This window comes from Vibrio sp. YMD68 (genome assembly GCF_029958905.1).
Classification (GTDB): Bacteria; Pseudomonadota; Gammaproteobacteria; order Enterobacterales; family Vibrionaceae; genus Vibrio.
Map to the genome: position 1 here is coordinate 805,697 of NZ_CP124613.1, position 24,199 is coordinate 829,895.

Sequence of the window (24,199 nt, forward strand, 5' to 3'; positions counted from 1 at the left end):
ATGAAGAGGGGAACGCAAACGTTCCCCTTTTTTAATTCTTAGCGACTACAGCTTAGCGGCAATCATGTCTTCTAGCTTGCCTTGGTCAACGGCGAAGTTGCGGATGCCTTCAGCCAGCTTCTCTACAGCCATTGGGTCTTGGTTGTGATCCCATAGGAACTCAGCGTGAGTCATGGCAGCAGGGCGCTCTTTAGTACCGTTAGAGTCAATGAGCTTCTCTACTACTTCACCTTCAGCAGCTTCTAGGTCGGCTAGAAGTTGAGGAGCGATAGTCAGACGGTCACAACCCGCAAGTTCAAGGATCTCACCGATGTTACGAAAGCTTGCGCCCATAACAACCGTCTTGTAACCGTGGTCTTTGTAGTAGTTGTAAATATCTGAAACAGAGATGACACCTGGATCTTCTGATGCTTCGAAATCACGACCTTCTTTCGCTTTGTACCAGTCCATGATGCGACCAACGAAAGGAGAAATTAGGAATACGTTAGCTTCAGCACAAGCACGAGCTTGAGCGAAAGAGAATAGAAGCGTTAGGTTACAGTTGATGCCTTCTTTCTCTAGGGTTTCAGCCGCGCGGATGCCTTCCCAAGTAGAAGCCAGTTTGATTAGGATGCGGTCGTTAGTGATACCAGCGTCATTGTACATTTTGATAAGTTGACGGGCTTTAGCAACACTGCCTTCCATATCGTAAGAAAGACGGGCATCGACTTCAGTAGAGATACGGCCAGGGACAACTTTCAGAATTTCTTTACCGATATTGACGTTCAGCATGTCGCAAGTGTCTTGAACTTGCTGTGCTTTGTCATCGCTTTGAGCTTTAGCGTATTCGATAGAAGCGTCAATCAGAGGCGCGTACTCAGCAATTTGAGCCGCCTTAAGAATAAGAGACGGGTTAGTTGTTGCATCTTCTGGCGTGTATTTTGCGATCGCTTCGATATCACCAGTGTCGGCTACAACTGTCGTCAGTTTACGAAGTTGCTCTAACTTATTGCTCATAATCATTCATCCTATTTTTGGGCTTCGTTCGCCATTGGGCGATTGAAAGGGTTCAGCAAGCATGTGACACGAAGAACTCATTTCTTTGCATCAGATCTAAATTTTTATGCCGTGTGCAAGTGCTCTTGAGCGCATGCTCATTGCATGAGTAATTGATGTAATCATAATTATCGTATTCTGAAATATTGTCAATTGTTATGAGCCATATAAAGTGAATGTTGTCATGAAATTTATTTATATCATTGGATGTAGTGGCGGTATAAACGTTTGCTTAGTTTTCTATGGGTCGCAACGATGGAAAAAACACATTGAACATTTGTAATGCTAACGAGCAAATGCTTGCGCTGTAGTGTGAGGTTCACTTAGAATCAGGGGGTGATCTCATAGCGTAGGAATCATTGTGCAAAATACTCAAGATATCTCACTCGAAGTAACTAACTTACTGACGGAAATTGCCGTAGCGTATTATCAAGATGGGGCCACCCAAGAAGAAATTTCGCGAAAATTTTCAATATCACGAGCAAAAGTGGGCCGGTTGTTAAAACAGGCGCGTGATGAAGGGATTGTTGATATTACCGTCAAATACCACCCTGTTTTTAGTGCCAAGATAGAGCAGCGCTTAATCGAACGTTTTGGTGTGAGCCGGGCGTTAATCGCGTTGGATCAGCCCAGTGAAGAGTTGCAACGTGAGCAGGTCGCAGGCTTAGTATCAAACTATCTGACCAGCTCGTTAAAAAATGGCATGGTCGTTGCTGTTGGGCAGGGAAGAAACGTCTCTTCCGTTGCACACCATGTTGGTGTTATTACCCCCCGAGATTGTAAATTCGTTTGTGGTATTGGAGGCATTCACCCAAGAGGGGGGATGTTTAACGCGGACCACATCTGCCGTCAGCTCGCCAAGAAATATGGCGGTTCGTCGGAATCGCTCTACGCCCCTGCTTATGCTGAGAACCCAGATCAAAAGAAAGCGTTTATGCAAAATGCGACGGTAAAGCAGACCCTCGATCTTGCGCGTAAAGCCGATGTCGCGTTGGTCGGTATTGGTGACATGAGTGAAAATAGCTATATGGTCGACTTAGGCTGGTTTAGCACTGATGAGGTTGTTCAGTCGCGTTTGACACAAGGCGTTGTTGGCGATTTTGCGGGTTATGATTTCTTCGATATTCACGGAAAGGTCGCAATTACCGTCATGAGTGACCGAGTCATCGGCTTAGGTATTGAAGAATTTCGCCCGATTGCGGAAGTTATTGCCATTGCGGCTGAAAACTCAAAACCCTTAGCATTACTTGGTGCATTAAGGACAGGAGTGGTGGACGTTATTGCGACCAGTGTGAGCAATGCGCTCACGGTATTGAATCTTGACGAACAGATGAGGTAGCAGCCTATCGCTGTAAAGCGGGTTTTAGAGTAATAAGATAGGCTTATGAATGACTCAAAGTCGCCAGTTTTGATCTGAACGCTAAAAATATTGCATCATTACAACGATTAGTGGGCGGTGACTCGCAGCCCGATTTACTTCAAGTGCTAAATAAATAGCCAATGACTATTTTGTAACCAAATAACAGGAGGTTACAAATGAAAAAAACACTAACAACGCTGGCTATGTTGTCTGCATTCTCTGTTTCATCGGTAAGTGCAAATGAGCCCGTCGTGGCGGGTTACTTTGCCGACTGGCAATATAACAAAGAGCAAAACCCTTATACGGTGAAAGACATTCCCGCCGATAAATTGACTCACATTATCTACGCCTTTTTAAGTATGTGTGGCCCTCATACTGGCGCGTCGAGTGCCGTTCAAGATCAGGTCGCGAAAGCGTGTGAGGGTAAGGCCCCGTTTAGTGCGATTATTGTTGATAATCAAGCCGCCCTGCAACATGACTTTGGTGATGTAGACGTCGATGTTAACTACAAAGGCCACTTTGCGCAGTTGGCACAGCTTAAAAAAGACAACCCTTCAATCAAAATTTTACCGTCATTTGGCGGCTGGACGATGTCTGAACCCTTTCACGCCATGGCGAAAGACCCTAAAGCCATGCAACAGTTCTCGAAAACAGCGGTCGAAATTATAGAGCAATATGCGTTCTTTGATGGCATCGATCTCGATTGGGAATATCCTGGTGGAGGCGGGCTGACGACATCGCCTTGGAATCCGGACACGAAGCTCAATGATGAACAAAAAGCCCAAGAGCGAGAAGCCTTTACCTATTTAGTGAAAACCCTTCGTCAGGATCTCGATACGCTCTCTAAATCGACTCAACGAGAGTACGAGCTGTCTACGGCAGTGGGTGTCGGCCCGAAAGCAACTCAAATTGACTGGGCGAGTGCGGCGCCATATTTAACCAATATGTTTGCGATGACCTACGACTTCTTAGGAGGTTGGGGGCAACAAACGGGACATCTGACTAACCTTCACGCAACAGAGAGAAGTTGGTGGGGGATGGGCGCTGATGTGTTCATCAACCAAATGATCGAGGCGGGCATTCCAAGTGAGAAACTGGTTCTGGGTGCCGCGTTTTATGGCCGAGGTTGGCAAGGAACAAAAGACTATCAAGGCGGATTGCCTTCATCAGACCTAGTCTCTGAAAAAGGCGCTGAATTTGGTACCGGTGAAAATGGGTACTTTATGTTCTGGGATTTGATGAAAAACTACAGTGACAAGCAAGGCTACAGCTATTTATATGACGAGCAAGCCCAAGCGCCGTACTTGTGGAATGACAAGGAAAAAGTGTTTATCTCGTTTGAAGATGAACGCTCTATTCGAGCAAAGGCCGACTGGGCTAAATCAGCTAAGTTAGGCGGTATCTTTACTTGGGAGCTGTCAGGGGACCCTTCTGGGAATCTCGTGGACGCGATGCATGATCAGATGAATAAGTAGCCGTTTTATTAAAGTAGCGGCTTTATTAAAAGCGGCTAGAAACAAAAATAACACCCTGTCGTAGGGTGTTATTTCGTTGCGGGCTTGTCTAGTACATCTCATTATCTAAGAACTAGGCGCTGAATGAAGCACGTTCTCACTTCCTTTCCTTTTCGTATTTTTCGCACACGGCGAACATTCACTTAGTTTAGGGTGAGTGATCACTCAGTGCGTTAGGGTCATCGTCAAAGGGGTGCTCGGCGCGATCTCTTAGCACCTCTAACTGATGCTCTAGCATGTTCACGGTATCGTAATCAGCTTCAGAGCAAGCGATATAAATCTGCTGCTCCAATGCCTCGATACTATCCTTTAGTGCCATGACCCACCTCCTAAACATATTATCGAACGGATTTATTTGTTCTCAAATCTATTGTAGTCAAGCAATCCAAATTCGATAGGCTGATTTTTCTGGTACCAAGCGTGTAGACGGTCACTGAACGGCCAGAAGTTAGGGTCACTTCGTCGAATAGCAAATTGATCCAGTAACTTAATGTAGTCCTCTTCCGTTTTAAGGGTGGACAGTCTTTTCACTAAATCAGGAACTTCTTTTTCACCGACAAGAAGAAACGCTGACGGATAGCTTCCAATAATACCTTTCACTAAGGTTAGGTCGTCATTGCCAAAATCTCGGTTACTCTCTTCGTTAAACAAACTCGAAATGTTCGTGTGGGCGGCATTACGCAAGATAGTAAATACCTCATCTTTGCCTGTCTCTGTCTCAACAATCATCATTATGATCTCTGGAAGAAACTGGACACCATTCCCTTTAACGCCATTAACTGAATTAAGCAGACGCTCGTTATTCGTTGATAGATCGCTTTGTTCTATGTTGTATCGAGTATTGAGTACAGGGCCAAGTTGGGTCTGTAGAATATCGTACAACTCGTTTTTGTAATCCGTCGTCTGATACGGAACGAGGCTCTGTTGGTCAAATGGACGGATATTACGCTGGAAAAAATCACTCAAGTCGCTACTTTGGTTTTGATACCAGCTCGAATGCTCGATATGGCGAACCTCTCGTGGCAATAGAGAAATAAAATTCGTTTCCCCTTCAAGTCGAAGAAAATCCATGAACATACGAGTGATCAGCTGGTGGCCAAAGTTACCGTAAATATCAAAGCCTGCAACCAGAAGATAATGGATTCTTTCAAGAAGTGCATAATCGAGTACCCACGCGGTTTTGGGCGGGTGTCCGACTAACCCTTGGACCACAGAGGCGCTATCAAAATGCCTAAAAATCGTAAGAGCCGCGTTTTGATTACTGCCATCACCTTGCCAAAGAATGTCGGTGGTTAAGTACTCCCCCTGATTAAACCAATCGTTAATGAATGTGGATTTTGCTTCTAAATAGCGCGCTTGTTGACGTGAGTATTTTACCCAACTGACAACAGGGACTGTTGTACTATCAAGCTCCGAGGGAAGTCGTAAATTATTGACTTGCGACTGATAGAATTCGTTGATTTCAGGAAGATTAGATTTGTCAGGATCAATAAACATCACCCAGAAACGGTCGTTAATCACGTTGAGCGCGAGCTGACCACGACAAACGGGACCTTTTATAAACGCGCCAATGGTGTTTTGAGCGGTGTCGACCATGAATTTAAACCGTGAACGAACAGGCAAATCAAAGAAAGCGGTCAGAGGGTTCGCGGCAACACCAATTTGGTAACTTGGTAGATTAGTGACGCTGTAACTTTCATCGGCGAACCAGGCTTGCCAATTTTCTAAGCGAGCGCTATTCAATTCAAAGGGCAAGTGGGTTTTGCTTACCGTCGTTCCTTGCTCTGGAATCAATCGATAGTAAACACGATCGACCCCTGGGTTATCATAAGGTCTTCGAGTCACAATACGTTGAACGACCTCTCCTGGTGGAGTCGAGGAACGCACCAGATTAAAGTAACGAGGGCTACCAGCGAGTTCCGAAAAATAAAGATGAGAAAGAAAAAGGTGTTCGTAAATGTATCGTGCCGATAGCTGACTTTTCAGATCATCTTTATTGAGAAAGGTTTCATATTCCGCAATCTTACTTTGTTCCGCCCTGGACAATGGAAGAGGGACGTTCATGATTGAGCCGTTCTCAACCCATGCCATCAGGGTACTGTATTCATGACCACTGAGATTAGGGAGTCCGTAGGGCATTCCCCAGGTCGGGAAGTCTTGCTCATATTTATCGAACTCTTCAATAGAAGGGCACTCTTGCAGTCGATCAATGGCAAAATCAAACCCCTCCAATTGCTTTTGATCGGGCAGTGGGTGATTTTCTTTTTGCATAAGCATACGAGAAATCAAACTTGCTTGAATATTTGCCGTGGGGGTTTGATCACGCTCATTGAGGATTGGGTGAAAACTGAAAGATCGCCATTGCTCGGTTGATTGCGCGTCTTCAAACAGTCGCGTCGGCTGAGCCGCGGTTAAGCGTGTACCTTGGTACACCAGAGCGTCACTGGCTCCGCGATCTATCCCTTCGACAGACGACATCTTTAGCTGGCAAGGTGCGTCGTAACAGGCGTGGCAAACAACACAGCGGTTATCAATGATGGGTTTGACTTCATTAAGAAAAAAGTTGGCTTGTGCGGACTCGTGGTTAACCGTCCGTTGCTGAACACTCGCTTTACCGAATAGTTCATCGTAGTTAAGCCCTGCATAAGTTGCACAACCTGAGAAAATGACGACAAAACTTAAGAAAAGGAACTTCCTAAAATTCATGTTGTTACCGAAAGATATTAAAACTATCTATCAGTATACAACAAAAAATCGCCTGGTTTAATCTAGGAACCTTACCCATCAACGTGAGTCATTCCTCGTTGATCAAGTCACTTTCACCATGGAAATCTAGCCATAAGTATAACCACTAAGCATAATCACTAAGCCATTAAGCCATTAAGCATAGCAAGATGGACTCGTATCGAGGGGGAAAAGGAATGGTTGCAGGCGGATAGAAAATGACCCAACACAAGGTCGGGCCATTTTAAAAAATTAGGTCTAAATTACGATTACGCGCTTGCAGGCTGTAATTGGTCTGCAGACACTTCTTTCACCGGTTTAGTAACAAATGCTAGAACAACACAAACAGCCATCATTGCAGCAGAAATCGTGTAAGCCAGGCTGTAACCACCATTATGAGACATAGAGTAACCCACAACAGCAACGCCTAGTGCGCCACCAATGCCCCAGGCTGTGTACAGTACGCCGTAGTTGGTACCATAGTTCTTTAGGCCGTAATATTCCGCAGTCAGTGACGGGAATACAGCCAGTAAAGTACCGTAGCCAACCGCCGCAATGGCAGTACCAATAATCAGTGTAAATTCAGAATCGAATGTCGCAAACAACACCATATTGATGCCTTGCAGGATAAAGGCCAGAAGAAGGGTACGAACACCACCAATTTTGTCTGACAACATACCAGCGCCAACACGACCAGCAGAGTTGAAAACAGCAAGAATAGACGCCAAATAAACCGCATTCGGCAAATTAGCTTGCACGCTCGCGATATTAGTAATGTTACCAATCACCATCAAACCAACTGACGCCGCAAAAGCGTACATCACCCAAAGCGAATAAAACTGAGGAGTTTTGAGCATGGCTTTCCAGCTGATGTCGTTTGCCTTCTTAACTGAAAGAGGCGCTTGACCCGCCTTAACTTTCGGTGCAACAGGAACGTAATCTTCTGGTGGATTATTGATGGTACAAGCCAGTGGAACAGCGATCAGTAAAACGCCAGCACCAAGAATCATGAATGCTGTGTTAATACCCATCTCGGTAATCAGCATTGAAGTCAGAGGGGCCAAGTAAATAGCAGCAAGGCCAAATCCAGCGGCAATTAAGCCGTTAACCATGCCTTTTTTCGATGGGTGAAACCACTTCATTGCTGAAGGAGATAAACACGCATAGCCGAAACCAATACCTGCACCAGTGATGACACCAAAAGTGATATTAAGCATGAGTACTGAGTGAACAAAGCCAGAAGCAATCATACCAAGACCAGTCAGCAAAGTACCTAAGATGAGGATCTTACGTGGCCCCATTCGATCTTGAAGAATACCAGCAATTAACAGGCAGATAGAAAAAGTAATGGTGGCGATTGCGTACGGAGAAGAGGCATCCGCCGCGCTCCAACCAAAGTCAGTAACCAGTGCTTTATTAAATACACTCCAAGCATACAGGATGCCAAGACAAAGGTTGATACAGAATCCCGCTAATAGGATACGCATAGCTTTATCGATCTTGCTCATTATTTATTCCAGTGTTGCCTCGACATATCGAGGAAGTGATTAAAGGTATTTATTCAAAATTAGTTTGCGTTTATCAACAATTACCGCAAAGAGCGCGGATTATAACCAATATAAATGTGATTGGAATCTCTTTCTTTACCAAATAATCATTTAATTTCAATGTGTTAATCAATTGAAATAATTGTTACAACTATGTGTTCGGTATGGGTGCTATCAACACCAACGTAACGTACTATCTGTAGGGGTAACCGTTTGTTTTAGCATTATTTTGTTAAAAATTGATGAATAATTTAAAATGTATAAATAATATTGATGCACTCGAGTGTGGAAAAGTCTCTGTCATTAACGTCTCTGTGATCTAGCCATTAAGAGTAGAAAGGCTAAGCTTTCTCAATTGTGCGTTAATGTATATGCTCATGTGTGTATAGTTTCCCGTTAAACCATGAAAATTGGTCTATCTAGTTTTCCGAAATAGTAAATAGAGGTTCTCATGCTTGATTCAACAATAAGTGCTTTAGTGGTTCAGGGGGGCGGCCAAAAAGGCGCCTTCGCTGCGGGTGTTCTGGATCAGTTTAAGCGAGAAGATTATGACCCGTTTTCTATCTATTTGGGTACGTCCGCTGGGGCGTTAAACATCGCGGCATTCATTGCTGGTCAAACAGGACTGGCGCTCGACTTTATAATGAACTACACCACGAATCAGCGTTTTTTTGATTTCAATAAGTTTGTGAATAAACAGCAGCCGATGGATCTGGATTGGGCGTTTCAATTTGTGGAAAGTGGAGAGTTTCCATTAGACATCAAACAAGGAAAAGAGAAACTAGAACAATGGCATCTTGGACGAAAAAGAGAAGCGCTGGCCTGTGTGACGCATGTTGAAGAACTCAAAGATTATTACTATCCGATTTTTGAGGATAACTGGTTTGATATTTTACGGGCAACCAGTGCGATTCCCGTACTCTATTTTGATGACATTGAGTTTGATGGCGCAACATGGGTAGATGGGGGAGTTACATCGACGATTCCAGTGCACGAAGCCTACCGACGTGGCGCTACCGAACTGGTCGTTATCACCACTGAGCCGATTGTTAATGAAACGCCACTTGTTAATGAAGGGCAGCTTGCCAATGAAAAGCTGCTGGTTAATGAAAATCAATGGGATAACCAAAAGCAATCGCAGCCCAAACCGCCTTCGACATTTTCCCTTGGCATAGAAAGCGGCATTGATCAGTTTGTCGAAAAGTATGGCTTAGTTGGCCATGTCGCCCGACTGAATGAATTTCATCAGCAGTTTTCTCAAGCAGTTGAACGGGTCAAGTCAAATTACCCTTCATTAGCTGTCCCTTCATTAACCATGCCTACATTATCCACCCCTTCATTATCAAAAAAAGTAGGTAATATTAGTTGGGTGCCAGAAGCAGAAAAGCTCGCTAATTTGCTGAAAGATCAATCGAAGAAGGGACATTTTTCAGGGGGCAGTTCAAAGAAAATGGAGATGCTAGTCTCTCATTACCTTAATCATGAATCGGTCAAAGAATTCATGAATCGGCCTCCCGAAGGTGTCGTTATTCATGAAATAACACCTGCAAGCCCACTTTCAAGTCGAGGTCTACTCAGTGGGAAAGATGACATTCTCAGCGACTACCAACAAGGCTTGTTGGCTGGGAAAGAGTTCATTATCAATCAACGTAATCAATTAACGTAATTAATCAACTTAGCCAAATACGATCACGGTGATCTACTTTGCTATAAGTCGAGGCAATAGCGAGTGGCTTTCAATGAATGAGCGATTAGTGAGCCAGATGAGTCACTATGAAATAATAACTTGTAGGAATAATGTAACCGGAATGTTTCATAAAAACAGCTATAACGATATTATATTTAGCTCAATAGCGCTATATTGGCCTATTCGTTAAATATAGGAGTTAAAGGATGAAACTCTCGATATCAGGGAAGTTGCAGCTTAGTTTTCTGCTACTTGCAGTACTTTTTATCGCATCCGCATTTTTTGCATACCGCAGCGTTACCGTTGTTGAAGCTCAGACACATTCACTTCTTCAGTCTGATTTACCGACGGTCGACACCAGCCGTTCACTGCAACAATCAGTTCAAGCAACGCTCTCGACGGTTCGCGCCTTTATGTTACTGGGCGATAACGAGCTGGTTGGGGCAGAACAATTGGACACATTAAATCAAATAATAGTGTCTACTGATGAACGATTACCCACTCTTGAGGTATTGATCTCTGAAGACGAGTTTGCTCAGATAAGTCGCCAATGGGCTCAGCTAAAAGGCTTAGTCACAGAAATCACCGATCTGAGCCATAGTGATGAAAACCTGCCCGCTCACAGCTTATTTATTAACGAAGCTGCGCCTATCGCCGAAGTCGCACTTGATCAAATTCAAGGTTTGATTAATGAAGAGTCATCGAATAAACAAGGCGAAGAACGAAAACGCTTATTCAAATTATACGCTGATAGCTATACCTCCCTTTCAAACGCGTTGGCTTCAATGCGAGATTTCTTACTGTATGGGAAACAGGATCACCTGAATAAGTACGCTGATTTTATCAAAGTTCATGAAAAATCCGTGGCAGAGATTGAATCCAAGAAAGAGTTACTAGGAAGTAGCGACCTCGTTCTGTGGACGTTGTTTCATGAAATGCAGCAGCTTTACTTTCCACTGGTTCAAGAAGTCGTTGAACTGCGAAAGTCAGCGGGATGGAACCGAGCAAATCAAAAAATGGCGGATGAACTTATTCCTACCGCTCGAACACTTGAAGAATCGCTCGAAAACCTTGTCGTAACCCAGCAGCAGCAAGCGGATAAAACAGGCGAAGAGATCTTTAGCGCTATTTCTAACGTGATTGGCTTACTGATTTCTGCGGGATTAATTGCGCTTGTTGCCGCCTTCACCATTTCAAATTACATGGGGCGTAATATCGGTCGTCGAATTAGCCGGCTCTCTCAACGGGCACAATTAATTGCGAGTGGTGATGTATCGCAACCCCCTCTTGATGTTGAAGGAAGCGATGAACTGGCCAGTTTAACCGACTCGATAAACCGAATGAACCAATCGTTAGCCGGTATTGTTCAAGGCGTGACAGATAAAGCTCATCAAGTTGATGACAGCATTTCTGGCTTACTGACGGCTAATCAGCAGGCGCTCAGTCAGGTTTCTGGGCAAAAAAAGGATATTCATCAAATCGTTAAGCAATTGAATGATGTTGCCCATTCGGCACAAACCACGGTTCATCATGCGGATCAATCGATGAAAACATTGACCCAATCGAGTGAGCTTATTCGCCAGGGGTCAGAGGCTCTGGGCGAAAATAAACAAACGGTCGAAAATCTTTATTCGACCATTGAACAAGCCAGTGCCGAGGTTACGACGCTTAGCCGTGAAAGCGAAGCGATTGGCCGAGTGACGGAAGTTATCGAAGGCCTTGCACAGCAAACTAACTTACTGGCATTAAACGCTGCAATAGAAGCTGCTAGAGCAGGAGAGCAAGGTCGCGGATTTGCAGTTGTTGCCGATGAAGTTCGTTTGCTGGCGACGAGAACAACCGAGTCGACAACCGAGATAAACCAAATTGTCGATGCCATCCAATCTTCTACATCCTCGGTGGTTGATGAGATTGAAGCCAGTAAGTCTCTGGCTCAGCAAGGCGCACAACACACAGAACTCGCCGTCGAAAAATTAGTGTCAACGGTTGAGCAAATTGAGATGTTAAGCAATGAGATGTCAGAACTCGCGAATGCAGCAGAAGCTCAGTCTGATTCTACTCAAGCTATCAACGGATTAATGGGTGAAGTGTCTAATTCAATTGACGATGTATCGAGAATTGCAGAAAGTACTCATGCAACCTCGGTGACCGTTAAAGAGCAGATGGTTGAGCTCAATACAGAAATGGATCAGTTTAAGCGGAGTTAAACTTCGATCCATAGTGTTCGGATACGGTATCGATAAATTACTCAAATACTGAGGTTGCACTATATTCGCAGCCTCAGCGCATTTTCGTTGAGTAAGACCGCTTAAATTGTTTGATCATTGAACGGTAAGAATAAAAAACACGCAAACAAACACTTAAACCTCAAATTGTCCTTTTCTTTTTTCTCAGTTATGGCATTATCTATCTCGTTCCAACGCGATGCGCGTACATCGTATAATGGCTATTACCTCAGCCTTCCAAGCTGATGATGCGGGTTCGATTCCCGCTGTACGCTCCAATTGCTCTCTTCTGTTTTAAAATCCCAATTGCTTGAAAATAAAACGCTTTATAGCGTGATTTTTTGTACCCTGCGTTTGAGATAACTGCTGTTTATTCTCCAAATTACTGTTAGGCCCCCAAAAGTCACTCAACAGCGTGATTAAGAAAAGCAACCAGAAAACGCAAACTGTACCCGACAGATGAATCGCCTAGAAAATTGGTGTACCTAGCGATTATGGATGCTTCCAATAGATGGACCATGCCCATTCATCACCGGAAGCAAGCCCTAAACCGATTTATGATTATGTTCGAAGAACGATTAACGGATTACTTGTAACCAAGAGCAGTTACACAGAATCATATTCTCTTTTGATACTTCTTGTTTTTCGTTGCTTGGTTTTTCCGCATGCACGGATGTTTCTTCCAAAATAGTTCAACGATCTGATTTTTGTCGTAAATATTCAATCAAAAAGAGTGATGCATATTTATTATGCTTGATAGAAAAAATATAAATAATTAATATAGACAACATGTTAGCTCGTTTAACACGGTGTTTTTTTCGGTAAAAGTAAGCACTATTAATCACAAAGAAGGAGCATGTTTGTATGTCTTTTGAACACGTATTGGTTTTTGCATTAACAGTATTTGTTGTGTCTATTATTCCAGGGCCAAGTATGATCTTGGCATTGACTCATGGAATGTATTACGGGACTCGAAAGTCACTGGCATCCGCGTTAGGAAGTGTGACTGTCACTTTTATTCAATCCGTGATTTCAGTTGTTGGGTTGGGCGCTATCTTGATTGCTTCAGATACGGTGTTTCAGGTTATTAAATGGGGTGGTGCAGCGTATTTATTGTATATGGGGGTTAGCTTGTATCTATCTGCCAAGTCGTCGCCATTGTCTGTAACTCGTGATAATGAGCAACATGAGGTTTCTCTTTTTAAGATGTATCGGCAGTCAGCTCTTGTGGCTGCAGCTAATCCAAAAGCAATTGTATTTTTCACTGCTGTCTTCCCTCAATTTATCAATCACGAAGGTGCTTTTTTTATTCAGTCGATAGTATTGACAATGGTGTGCTCCAGTGTGGCTTTTTTGTGTTTCATGATTTACGCAATAGGTGGGCAAAAACTTATATCTTTGTTTTCTAAATCAGCGGTTAGTAAATACTTTCAGCGCACTGTAGGTGGAATATTTGTCGGCTCAGGTGTTGCTTTGGCTCTTAGTCATCAGTAAAACACATAGCAAGGTGCTCAAAGGAACAATCAAATAAATGTGTGGCATTTTGGTTAGCGAAGGTTTCTAGGTCTTTCTTATCCATATTGCTTACCCATTAGTAATGACAGACTTAGTGATAAGCAGATGCACAACTAAATTACAGGCTGTGATGCGGCTTCGATTCCCGCAGTTCGCTTTAATTGCTCTTTTCTGTTTTAAAATCCCAATTGCGTGAAAATAAAACGCTTTATGGCGTGATTTTTCGTATCTGTAATAAAGGTATTAAAGGGAATAGTAATACCTCATTTTCTTTGAGATCAAATTGAGACCGCCGTATTATGGCATACCTACATACCTACCTAACATCAGAAGAGCTTTCTTTAAAGATTAAGTATGAGACGAGAGCAATTTACGAGCAGTTTAAAGGTTACTACAAAATATTAGAAAGGATGTCGAAATGGTCTTCTGTCACTGTATCATTCAAGGTGCTAGTCATTGAATGATACAAACCAGGGTTAAATCTTCACGCAGGCGAAAATAGCGTTTCCAGAGATTTCATCCCAAGGCATTATTTTCTCATAATCATGCTCGAAGATATGGATTTCGAAGTAAGGTTTAAGAATTTTTATCAACTCATCAAAACTGAAAGCAACCATTGAATGCTCGCCATTCCATATTTGGGTTTCTTCATTGGTTGCTTTTTCAATACTGAGCTTTAGCGACTGTTTTTCACCATGACCGCAGTAATTCCAACCAGATTGAAATGTGAATAAATTGTCGTCTTGTTTTGCTGAGTGTTTTACAAAGGAGTTATTGTTAATTTTGTTTTTGTCCACCACGTTAAAGCAGAAAACCCCATCAGACTTTAACGAGTGATGTACGCTTGTGATGCATTCTCTCAATTTTTCAATTCCCTCGTTGTAGTGGATGGAATATAAGAAACAGGTAATTAAATCTAGTTGCTCAACTACATTGAATTCACTCATGTTTTGCAAAGAAAAGTGCGCCTCAGGACAGCGAGCTGTAGCTATATCTAACATCGGTTGATTAATATCAAGGCCACTACTTTGATAGCCGAAATCAATAAAATGTCGGACATGTGGGCCAGTTCCACAGGCCAAATCAAGGTGTGTGTTGCCATCGTTACCAAAAAGTTGGTGTAGCCTGCGAATGCAGTTGCTTTGAGCTTGGTAGTCAATGTCTGCACACATTAAATCGTAATAGCCTGAAAGGTCGGTATATAGGGCGTTGTCGGACATTTTATCCTAGTGGGATTAAGCTGGAATATTTTGGGTGGCGCATTGTAAACTAACTATTAGAGTATACGAAGTAGATATGACTAACTGTTTCCTGATTAACATAACAAACGCACCAAGCAGGCGGCCAACGCTTGGCATTTTTGTTTTAATAGGTGTAGTGATTAGGGTGCCTTCTACAGTAATTGTTGTGACATCGCTAGATCCACACTGCGTTATAGCTCGAAGTGATATAAGACACATCTATAGTTACAGATACAGAGAGTGGTGTTGCTAGACTGTTAGGGAATCGTTATTGTGTAAGGTAAACATTATGGCTAGGCATATACATTGACTCCGATCAAGATGGTAACCCGCAGAAAAATATCGCTTTTTCTTCTCTATTTAGCGCCAACAGTGTTGGTTACTGCCACAGTGGCAGTACTGACTGTGATCAGTGTTAGAGAAACAGTTCGCACTCTGGGTGATGGCTATGCTCAGTCCTATAGCCGTATCTTGTTTAATGTATCGATGGAAAATAAGTCAGCGCTAGTTGCACCGCGTAACTGTAGATACCAGCAACAAGTACTCCGTTATGAACGAGAAATTCTAGAGATGCAGATTATTTCCCGCGAAGGCGATTTTTGTTCCTCGCTCGGTGGGGTAGGGAGTCTGGCCATCATCGACATTGAACAACTTGGGGATGCATCACCAATGATCAAGTTAGTCCCAATCCCGAGATCGAAAGACATTTCCGTTGCCGTCATCAACAAACGAAGTTCGAAAGGGAAAGAATATTACGCGGTATCTTTAATCAACCTAGACTATTTACGTGCGAGTTTAGGGTATCGCACTGAGTCTAGAATTGATTCAGCTTCCTTGTTTATTGGGGATGACGTTGCTCCCATTGGGGCTGTGAGAGAAAGCGGCTTGTTTGTGTATACAGCTAAAGTCGATATTCCTGAGCACGAAATCCAGATAGTGGCCAGTAACTCGCTAATAAAAGAAAAGATCAGGTTCTATTTTCTTGCTTCCATTCCTGGCACGTTAATGGTGTATTTCGGTTTCTATTTTTTCCGACGCGTTTTCATTAGACATCAAGGTTTCCATAATGAATTGAAGCGTGCGCTCAAACAAAAAGAGTTTATCTTGCACTACCAGCCGCTAGTTGATGCAAGGACAGGCGAGATGTATGGTGTCGAAGCGTTAGTTCGATGGATCCACCCTGAAAGAGGTTTAATCTATCCTGATGTTTTTATTCCTGCTTTAGAAGAGTTTGAATTAATCGATCTATTGACTGAAGTTGTGGTTGAGAAAGCGGTGAGTGATTTTTCGAATTGTTCATTTTCCAACGAATTCCATTTAGGCATTAATTTCCCTCCAGGCTATTTTTTATCTAATGAACATCGAGAGTATCTGATTGAACAAGCTCAAACTTTAAAAGATCGCGGGATTCGCTTGGGGCTAGAGATTACAGAACGTCAACTTCTGGATAGGCAGGCTAAATCGGTAATAGAGCATCTACGAAAATTTGGTCTTGATGTGTTGATTGATGATTTCGGAACAGGGCAGACTTCGCTAGCTATGCTAGAAACTACCGCCATTGATTACCTTAAGATTGATAAGTGCTTCGTTGATACGATTGGTTTCGATAGCGTTAACGCACCCGTATTAGATGCGATTATCTCGATGGCTCAAGCATTAAATCTCAACTTGATCGCTGAGGGGGTCGAAGACAAAGGTCAAGCTCTCTATCTTCTGGAAAAAGGTGTGGTATATCACCAAGGTTATCTGTACAGCAAACCCGTAGCTTTTGATGAGTTGAATCTTCCATAGAGAAGTATGGTTAACCATGGTTGTTGTCGTTGTTAGCCATACTTTTGTGTCGATTGATTCACTTGTTGTCGACGCCACATCGCGTTTTCAACCAAGAAATGCCCCTCAAATTCTTCTTATTCTTAACAAAATCATATTGTCCGTCTGCGTTGTCAAATATCATCAACATTGTGTCATCAATAGCGAGTATTTGACTGAGAGTTCTGTTTTGACGATCTTTGCTTCTGTACTTAACGCTTTTGGTTTGGCTGTCGCTACCTAGCGAGTTAAAGGAGCCATGCAACAGTTGGTGGAAGGGTAGAGCTCATCTGCATCGACAAACTTAAGGGCCTTTCGTAAGGTCTTGGCGACGATTTCACATAAATTCAACTCAAAAATGTTGCAAAACACAGTTTTGTAATCAATCACTTACATTGGAAATGTATACTTACAAAGCTCATTTAATTTGTAACCTTCAGGTTTGAATCTTTTTTTACACTCTCTATCGACCCTTCCAAAAGGTTTGGAAGACAGACTTTTATCCTTACATTTTAATGAGAGTGGAACTATGAGTTTTCTACAAAATACAATGACCAAAGCGCAGGTGTTAGGGAAAGCATTAATGCTGCCTATCGCACTGTTGCCAGCAGCTGGTTTGCTGTTAGGTATAGGTAATGCACTTGGGCTTTCTATGATGGAAGCCGCTGGTGGCGTAATTTTTGGCAACTTAACACTGTTATTCGCCGTTGGTGTCGCGGTGGGTTTAACCAAAGATTCTGGTGCAGCGGCATTGGCTGCTATTGCTGGCTTGTTAGTCATGAACCAAACGATTAGTGTGACCATGGGCATTTCACCAGAGATGGTATCCGATTCGCGTTACGCCTCGGTCTTAGGTATTGCAACCCTGCAAACGGGCCCACTCGGTGGCATGTTAGTGGGTTTGTTGGCGGCATATATGTATAACCGTTTTCATAATATTCAACTGCCTGAGTTCTTAGGATTCTTTGCCGGAAAACGTTTTGTTCCAATCGTCACCGCGTTCAGTGCGTTCGTATTAGGGTTGGCGGTACCGCTATTTTGGCCAGCGGTTCAAGATGGTATCGCAGCCATCTCTACCAACTTGAGCCAGGGTAATATGTATGTATCAACCTTCTTCTACGGCTTTATGGAACGTGCGCTAATCCCTGTTGGATTGCACCACGTCTTCTATACACCATATTGGTTCACATTCTTTGAATATACCGCCGGTAATGGCGAAATTGTCAATGGCGCTCAAACAATATGGTGGCGCATGTTTGCTGATGGTGTTCACACGTTTGAAGGTGGCGGTTACGATAATGCTGGTGCGTATCTTTCTGGTAACTTTGCTATCTATATGTTTGCTTTTCCTGCAGCATGTTTGGCGATGTATCAAGAAGCACACACAAAGAACAAAAAGATTGCTGCTGGCCTATTAGGCTCTGCTGCGCTGACGGCTTTTGTTACCGGTATTACTGAACCGGTCGAGTTTGCGTTTGTTTTCGTGGCGCCCGTACTTTATTTTTTCAATGCGATTATGGCGGGTGTTTCTTACAGCGTTTCTTATGCACTCGATTTGCAAATGGGTAAAACGTTCTCTGCAGGTATTATCGATTACGTACTTTACGGTGTTATGCCAAGCTTAAGCGGCTTCGAAACTAACTGGGTGAAGTTGTTCCTGTGGGGGCCAATCAACGCAGCAATTTACTACACCGTGTTCCGTGTGGTTATTCGCAAGTTCAATTATCAAACGGTAGGCCGTGAAGATGAAACAACGGAAATCACATTAGACGATGAAAGCCTAGCACGTGAAATTCTCCGTCATGTTGGTGGAAGAGCAAACCTGACTACAATAGGTTCATGTATCACTCGCTTACGTTTGGAAGTGAAGGACATGTCGTTAGTGAACACCGATGAGATCAAGCAACTTGGTGCAATGGGTATCGTAAAAGTGGGCTCAAATGGTGTGCAAATAATCTTGGGTGCGAAAGCTCAGTTTATAGCCAATTTACTTGAAGAACCTTCAAGTGAACCTGTGACTGTATAATTAAACAATAATGTAAGGCCTCCGCAATCGCAGAGGCCTCTTTTTATGCAGTTACGTTCGTTCTGCTGCAATGAACATGCATTAGGCAATTGGAGGGTAGAATGACTAGCACAATGATGAACAGTGCAGCACTTATTAAATGGTTTAGAGGTGATGTTCCGCTGTGGAAAGCCGTAGTATTTCAAATAGTCGGAACATACGCACTGCTGTTTTTATTAGAACAGAGCAAAGTCGCCCTATCAGAAACAACGGTTGTGATGCTGAAAATAGGCTGCTTACCTCTATTCGCCATTTATAGCTCTATTTGTGTATTTCGAGCAGCACCAAATTTCAAATCGTCAATTCGAGGCACCGTGGCCAAGTGCTGGGCGGTGACGTTTATCTTATGGGCACTCGCGACAGCCTACGCTTTGATTGTGTTTATTTTGCCTAAACTCTAAAACATATTTTTGGCCGTGTTTTCATTCCAATTGGCCCATTTGGCCCATTTGGCGCTATATCGCTGCATTGAGTTTAAGATGACACTCTCTTGATCTAAAATCAGGCAGCAACCGTATGTCTCTTCTGGTGATAGACAAAGAGCATGTGATGAAATTCTCAAAAGAAAATGAGTCAAGAATTATAGAAATGGCGTGGGAAGATAGAACGCCGTTTGAAGCAATAGATCTACAATTTGGTTTGAATGAATCTGACCTTATTCGCTTCATGCGTAGTCGTTTAAAATTGAGCAGTTTTAAACTGTGGCGCTCACGCGTGTCCGGACGCGCAACTAAGCATCTAAAGCTTCGTCACTCTGATGTGTCGAGAGGTTTCTGCCCAACTCAATACAAGCACCGCTGAAATAATATCCCGAGCCTTGATTAAAGTGTACTTTGATTCAAGTGTGCTTTGATTCAAGTAAGCGTTGTGTTTTTACGAGGATTTTGTCTTTTAATCAGTGGGTTGAAAGGTGGTTAGGTAAGCGTTAGTATTCGTATTTCTAATAAAAAAGGACTTAATCATGATTCTCAATCACGTATCCGTTGGTGTTAAAGATGTCGTTAAAGCCGTTGAGTTTTACGATGCCGTTCTATCAACGCTATCCATAAAATGTGCTCACTATATAGACAATGTGGCAGCCGCTTATGGTGAAAGTTTTGAGTTTTGGGTTGGCTGTCCCTGCGAAGGTAAGGCAACATCGAGCAATGGTTCGCACTTAGCGTTCAATGCTCCTGATAAGAAATCGGTGGATCGATTTTATGCTACTGCGATCGAATTGGGCGGGACATGCGAAGGAAAACCAGGCCTGAGACCTGAATATGGTGACACTTACTACGCTGCATTTGTGCGAGATTTAGATGGGAACAAGATAGAAGCCGTTTCAATGTAAAATCAAGCACTCTGTGTGGGAAAGTTTCGGTGAAATAGTACCATGCAGAGTGCATTAGAAACGAAAGTAGCGTTCATGCTTGTGCCCATAGAGGCGTCAATCAACCGCGATGACTAGACTGAGAGTTCTCTTCTGACGATCTCTGCGCCTGCACTTAAGGCTTTTAGTTTGGCTGTCGCTACCTGGCGAGGTAGAGGAGCCATGCCACAGTTGGTGCAAGGGTAGAGCTTATCTGCATCGACAAACTGAAGGGCCTTTCGTAAGGTCTTGGCGACTTCTTCTGGTGTTTCAATCGTATTGGTTGCCACATCAATCGCACCTACCATTACTTTCTTACCTCGAATGAGTTCAAGTAGCTCCATTGGAACGTGAGAGTTGTGGCATTCTAGTGAGATGATATCGATATTGGACTGTTGCAGTTTAGGAAACGCTTCCTCGTATTGTCTCCACTCAGAGCCCAAGGTTTTTTTCCAATCGGTATTCGCTTGTATGCCATAGCCATAGCAAATGTGTACCGCCGTTTCACATTTCAGCCCTTCAATGGCTCTTTCCAAACAAGCAATGCCCCAGTCGTTTACCTCATCAAAAAATACATTAAAAGCAGGTTCATCAAACTGAATAATATCAACGCCTGCGGCCTCGAGTTCTTTGGCTTCCTGATTGAGAATTTTAGCGAATTCCCACGCTAATTTCTCACGGCTTTTATAATGATCATCATAAAGCGTGTCGATCATGGTCATGGGGCCAGGCAGAGCCCATTTGATCGGTTGGTCGGTTTGCTGGCGTAGAAATTTAGCATCTTCAACAAAAACCGGCTTCTGGCGAGAAACCGCACCCACGACCGTAGGCACACTTGCGTCATAGCGATCACGAATTTTGACCGTTTTACGCTTTTCAAAATCCACGCCGCTGAGGTGTTCGATAAACGTGGTCACAAAATGCTGTCGTGTTTGTTCGCCATCGCTAACGATATCGATACCCGATTGTTGTTGCTCTTGCAGTGATACCCGCAAAGCATCGTGTTTGCCGTCAATCAATTCCTCGCCTTGCAACTTCCAAGGTGACCAAAGTGTCTCTGGCTGTGCTAACCAAGAAGGCTTAGGTAAACTGCCTGCCGTTGAAGTCGGTAATAGTGTTTTCATAATAAATGCTGCGCTTATTTGTGTGAATTAAAGGGCGTAATGAGTTGACCATTGATCAAGAACAACTTGGTATGGTTTGATGAAGTGCTCCTCAGCAAACTTACCCTGTTCAATAGCGAGTTGGCTTCGTTCTTCTCGGTCATACACTATTTGAGTGACCGAGTGGTCCAGGTTCTTCAAATTTGGTTGGTAGCGTTTCCCCGCGACAGCATTGGCATTGTAAATTTCAGGTCGGTATATTTTTTGGAATGTGCCCATCGTGCTGATGGTGCTGATCAGTTCAAGATTGGTATAGTCATTAAGCAAATCGCCAAAGAAATAGAAAGCTAAAGGCGCGACGCTATTTGGCGGCATAAAATAGCGAACCTGTAAGCCCATTTTTTGGAAGTACTGCTCAGTCAACGACGACTCGTTGGGTTGGTATTCAACGCCCAATACTGGGTGCTGATTTTCAGTTTGATGATATGTTTTGTTATCGGAAACGCTAAGACAAATAACCGGAGGCTTACTAAAATGCTGTTTAAAAGTATCCGAATTGACAAAGTACTTAAATAACTGACCGTGCAATTTGCCAAAATTATCTGGAATACTGAAGTTCGGTTGATCTTTATTATGTTCCAATAGAAGCACACTAAAATCATAATCTCGAACATAAGAAGAAAAATTATTCCCCACAATGCCTTCAATACGCTCATTCGTTTTATGGTCAATAATATTTGTTTTTAGAACTTCGATTGAAGGGAAGGTCTTACCGCTACCATCCATGTTGATATCCACAGAAATGATGTCAAGTTCAACAGAATAGCGGTCACCTTTTGGGTTGTCCCAGTGTGCTAATGCATTGAAACTATTATCAATCATCTGCAAGGCATTACGAAGGTTCTCTTTGCGGCTGTTGCCCCTAGCCAAATTAGCAAAATTCGTCGTGATGCGTGTGCTGTCTGATGGATGATAATTTTCATCGAGACTAATGCTCTGAATCGTAAAATTAAAGTCGTTATGCATTGTAATTTAGTGTCCTATTTCCTTAGATAAACGCTGAATCTCTTTCTAACCCTTTAAGGTTTTATTTATTATTTTCCCCGTCATTCTGTTCCCATCATTATTTTTGTCAGTAATCATCTAAATAAAAAAGGGTATGTCATGCCTACAGAACTGAGAGCAGAAAGTCTTTTATACGTGGTCAGTGAAATGAACAACAGTGGTTTTATTTCACCTTCAATATGAGAAACATTCATGTTCAATTGTTTTTTAATGTTTCCGCGAAATTTTCTATTCATTTAATGAATACGCGCATCCCTGTCTTTGTGTCACTGTGTTTGTGTCGTTGTATTTGTATCGTTGTATTTGTGTTCTGGTATCAAGGTATTGAAGTGGCGAGTTCTAAATCAATGGTTATTGATAATTGGCGTAAAGTGACCTATATCGGGATGTTCCTGTTGGTTATATTTACACCACACAAACACAGGAGATAACACTATGAAACTTACTTCCATTGCACTCGCACTTTCTACCGCTGTCTTGGCAAGCACTGCAATTGCAGATGACACGCAAAATCCAGTCGAAGCGGCTCTTAGCGCAGAAGGTGCGCAGGTCACTTTACCTGTAGAAGCGGCAAAGCAGCCATTTTCTAATGAATTTGTGGACGCAGCGCGCGCTGGTTTCAACAACTTTCATTGGCAAATGGGTGGCGATCACTCCTTTTATTACAACATGCACATGAGCGAATTCATGCCTACTGCGGTGGCTTCACCAAGTGAAAACTACAAGCCGTTAGTTAAAGATATTCACCCAGAGCTTGCTAAGTTAAAAGTTCAAACAGAAAGCAAGGGTGAAATGACAATGGAAGATTACCTTGTCGACCCGCAGTTTCGTACTCAAGGTTTTATGCTGATTCATGAAGGTAAAATCGTGTATGAGGCTTACCCTGGAATGAAACCAACGGATCGCCATATCTGGGCATCAGCGGCAAAAACGACGGTAGGCACGGTGGTGGCCATGCTGGCAGAAGAAGGTAAAATCGACCATAACAAAATGATCACCGAATATGTTCCAGAATTGAAAGGTTCGGTATGGGACAACGTATCGGTACTAAATGCATTAAACCACGCAACAGGTCTTGATAATGAAGAAACAGCCGCCTCGATCATGAATCCAGATTCAGCGGTAGTGCGCTTCTTTGCTTCGGCATTTGGTTCTCCACGCTATGCAACAGGAGAGCAAGAAAGCTGGGTCGATGTTGCCCTTGATACTAAGAAAATTGAAGGTGAAGAACCGGGCAAACAGTTCCGCTATGCTTCAATGAACACTATCGTATTGACTCAAATGATTGAGAACATCGAAGGTACAACTTGGGCTAAAGTGTTTGAAGACAGAGTTTGGTCAAAAGTGAACGCTCGCCAGCCTATGTTGATCAACCAAACACCAGACGGAATGGCTATCGCGGTTGGGCTAGTGTCTACCACATTAGAAGATATGGCACGTTGGGGAACCTTGTTCACGCCGAGCTGGGGTGCCGTTGCTGATGAGCCAGTTATCTCACAGGCGATCATCGACCGTATCCATAATAATGGTGATCCAAAAGCGTTTGCAGGTACGACAAAAGAAGACAGCACTGTGCACGCTTTCAACGAAAAAGCATCTTATAACTCATACCAATTCGATTACATCTTTGACGATGGTGCGATGGCGAAAAGTGGCAATCTAGGCCAGTTCATTTACATCGACCCAGACCGAGATTTTGTGGGTATTGTTTTCTCTAACAACCCATACCACTCAGGCTATGGTGAAAATAAAGCACCTGCACTGATGCGTTCGGCTGCAAAAGCCTTAGCGGGTAACTGATCGAGTTAGTTGTCCTTCCTACCGAAGCATTGAGACACCAATGCCTTCGGTAGTCTTCAATTTAAGTGCCTGCTCTTTATATCAATACTCCTGTGTTTAAGAGTGGGCACTTTTTCATTTGAAATACTCACCTCGCAATTTGTAATTTCGATTGCTTGAGT

Annotated in this window: 18 protein-coding genes, 1 tRNA gene and 1 pseudogene; 12 read left to right on the top strand and 8 right to left on the bottom strand. The window is 43.1% G+C overall.

Features of this window, described 5'->3' with window-relative positions; genetic code table 11:
* Positions 1-45: 45 nt before the first annotated feature.
* Positions 46-996 carry a transaldolase gene (gene tal / locus QF117_RS03655; RefSeq protein ID WP_282384708.1) on the bottom strand — a complete coding sequence of 317 codons (951 nt, stop codon included), beginning with the start codon at positions 994-996 and terminating at the stop codon, positions 46-48.
* Positions 997-1,393: 397 nt separating this feature from the next.
* Between tal and QF117_RS03660 the strand changes: the two genes are divergently transcribed.
* Both QF117_RS03660 and QF117_RS03665 read left to right on the top strand, forming a co-directional pair.
* Positions 1,394-2,374, top strand: coding sequence for a sugar-binding transcriptional regulator (locus tag QF117_RS03660; RefSeq protein ID WP_282386140.1), 981 nt, complete (start codon positions 1,394-1,396; stop codon positions 2,372-2,374).
* A 197-nt stretch (positions 2,375-2,571) separates the two neighbouring features.
* Positions 2,572-3,870, top strand: a complete 1,299-nt coding sequence (locus QF117_RS03665; RefSeq protein WP_282384709.1) for a glycoside hydrolase family 18 protein — start codon at positions 2,572-2,574, stop codon at positions 3,868-3,870.
* A gap of 187 nt (positions 3,871-4,057) precedes the next feature.
* Here the strand turns inward: QF117_RS03665 and QF117_RS03670 are convergent, their stop codons facing one another.
* The 3 genes from QF117_RS03670 to QF117_RS03680 all read right to left on the bottom strand — a co-directional run bounded on the left by QF117_RS03670 (position 4,058) and on the right by QF117_RS03680 (position 8,141).
* Positions 4,058-4,228 (bottom strand): hypothetical protein, encoded by a 171-nt coding sequence (locus tag QF117_RS03670; protein ID WP_282384710.1) that lies wholly within the window; start codon positions 4,226-4,228, stop codon positions 4,058-4,060.
* Between the two features lie 32 nt (positions 4,229-4,260).
* Positions 4,261-6,615 carry a fatty acid cis/trans isomerase gene (locus QF117_RS03675; protein ID WP_282384712.1) on the bottom strand — a complete coding sequence of 785 codons (2,355 nt, stop codon included), beginning with the start codon at positions 6,613-6,615 and terminating at the stop codon, positions 4,261-4,263.
* Between the two features lie 287 nt (positions 6,616-6,902).
* Entirely contained in the window at positions 6,903-8,141 is a 1,239-nt protein-coding gene (locus QF117_RS03680; protein ID WP_282384714.1) for an OFA family MFS transporter, read from the bottom strand.
* Between the two features lie 490 nt (positions 8,142-8,631).
* On the opposite strand from QF117_RS03680, the gene QF117_RS03685 reads away from it, so the two are divergent.
* From QF117_RS03685 to QF117_RS03700, 4 genes are all read left to right on the top strand, one after another.
* Positions 8,632-9,846, top strand: a complete 1,215-nt coding sequence (locus QF117_RS03685; RefSeq protein WP_282384716.1) for a patatin-like phospholipase family protein — start codon at positions 8,632-8,634, stop codon at positions 9,844-9,846.
* A gap of 227 nt (positions 9,847-10,073) precedes the next feature.
* A complete protein-coding gene (locus QF117_RS03690) occupies positions 10,074-12,074 on the top strand; it encodes a methyl-accepting chemotaxis protein (protein WP_282384717.1) in 2,001 nt (666 codons plus the stop codon).
* A 221-nt stretch (positions 12,075-12,295) separates the two neighbouring features.
* A tRNA-Gly gene (locus QF117_RS03695) sits at positions 12,296-12,370 on the top strand.
* Between the two features lie 586 nt (positions 12,371-12,956).
* Positions 12,957-13,586 (top strand): LysE family translocator, encoded by a 630-nt coding sequence (locus QF117_RS03700; protein ID WP_282384718.1) that lies wholly within the window; start codon positions 12,957-12,959, stop codon positions 13,584-13,586.
* Positions 13,587-14,083: 497 nt separating this feature from the next.
* Here QF117_RS03700 and QF117_RS03705 read toward each other — a convergent pair whose 3' ends face one another.
* Positions 14,084-14,827, bottom strand: coding sequence for a class I SAM-dependent methyltransferase (locus tag QF117_RS03705; protein WP_282384720.1), 744 nt, complete (start codon positions 14,825-14,827; stop codon positions 14,084-14,086).
* Positions 14,828-15,154: 327 nt separating this feature from the next.
* Here QF117_RS03705 and QF117_RS03710 point away from each other — a divergent pair, with 327 nt between their 5' ends.
* Positions 15,155-16,639, top strand: coding sequence for an EAL domain-containing protein (locus QF117_RS03710; protein WP_282384722.1), 1,485 nt, complete (start codon positions 15,155-15,157; stop codon positions 16,637-16,639).
* A 162-nt stretch (positions 16,640-16,801) separates the two neighbouring features.
* On the opposite strand, the pseudogene QF117_RS03715 reads toward QF117_RS03710, so the two are convergent.
* Positions 16,802-16,996 (bottom strand): annotated as a pseudogene (locus tag QF117_RS03715) (methionine synthase); the annotation flags it as partial.
* Positions 16,997-17,186: 190 nt separating this feature from the next.
* On the opposite strand from QF117_RS03715, the gene QF117_RS03720 reads away from it, so the two are divergent.
* The 4 genes from QF117_RS03720 to QF117_RS03735 all read left to right on the top strand — a co-directional run bounded on the left by QF117_RS03720 (position 17,187) and on the right by QF117_RS03735 (position 20,052).
* On the top strand, positions 17,187-18,683 hold the full coding sequence (locus tag QF117_RS03720; RefSeq protein ID WP_282384724.1) for a PTS transporter subunit EIIC: 1,497 nt from the start codon (positions 17,187-17,189) through the stop codon (positions 18,681-18,683).
* A gap of 101 nt (positions 18,684-18,784) precedes the next feature.
* A complete protein-coding gene (locus tag QF117_RS03725; RefSeq protein ID WP_282384725.1) occupies positions 18,785-19,123 on the top strand; it encodes a hypothetical protein in 339 nt (112 codons plus the stop codon).
* Positions 19,124-19,271: 148 nt separating this feature from the next.
* Complete coding sequence (locus QF117_RS03730; RefSeq protein ID WP_282384727.1) at positions 19,272-19,523, top strand: TIGR03643 family protein; 252 nt, start codon at positions 19,272-19,274, stop codon at positions 19,521-19,523.
* 160 nt (positions 19,524-19,683) lie between these two features.
* On the top strand, positions 19,684-20,052 hold the full coding sequence (locus tag QF117_RS03735; RefSeq protein WP_282384729.1) for a VOC family protein: 369 nt from the start codon (positions 19,684-19,686) through the stop codon (positions 20,050-20,052).
* Positions 20,053-20,165: 113 nt separating this feature from the next.
* Here the strand turns inward: QF117_RS03735 and QF117_RS03740 are convergent, their stop codons facing one another.
* Together QF117_RS03740 and QF117_RS03745 are read right to left on the bottom strand one after the other, a co-directional pair.
* A complete protein-coding gene (locus tag QF117_RS03740) occupies positions 20,166-21,194 on the bottom strand; it encodes a methionine synthase (RefSeq protein ID WP_282384730.1) in 1,029 nt (342 codons plus the stop codon).
* 27 nt (positions 21,195-21,221) lie between these two features.
* Positions 21,222-22,199, bottom strand: coding sequence for a DUF1852 domain-containing protein (locus QF117_RS03745; RefSeq protein WP_282384731.1), 978 nt, complete (start codon positions 22,197-22,199; stop codon positions 21,222-21,224).
* Positions 22,200-22,673: 474 nt separating this feature from the next.
* Between QF117_RS03745 and QF117_RS03750 the strand changes: the two genes are divergently transcribed.
* Positions 22,674-24,038, top strand: coding sequence for a serine hydrolase domain-containing protein (locus QF117_RS03750; protein ID WP_282384733.1), 1,365 nt, complete (start codon positions 22,674-22,676; stop codon positions 24,036-24,038).
* Positions 24,039-24,199 lie beyond the last annotated feature (161 nt).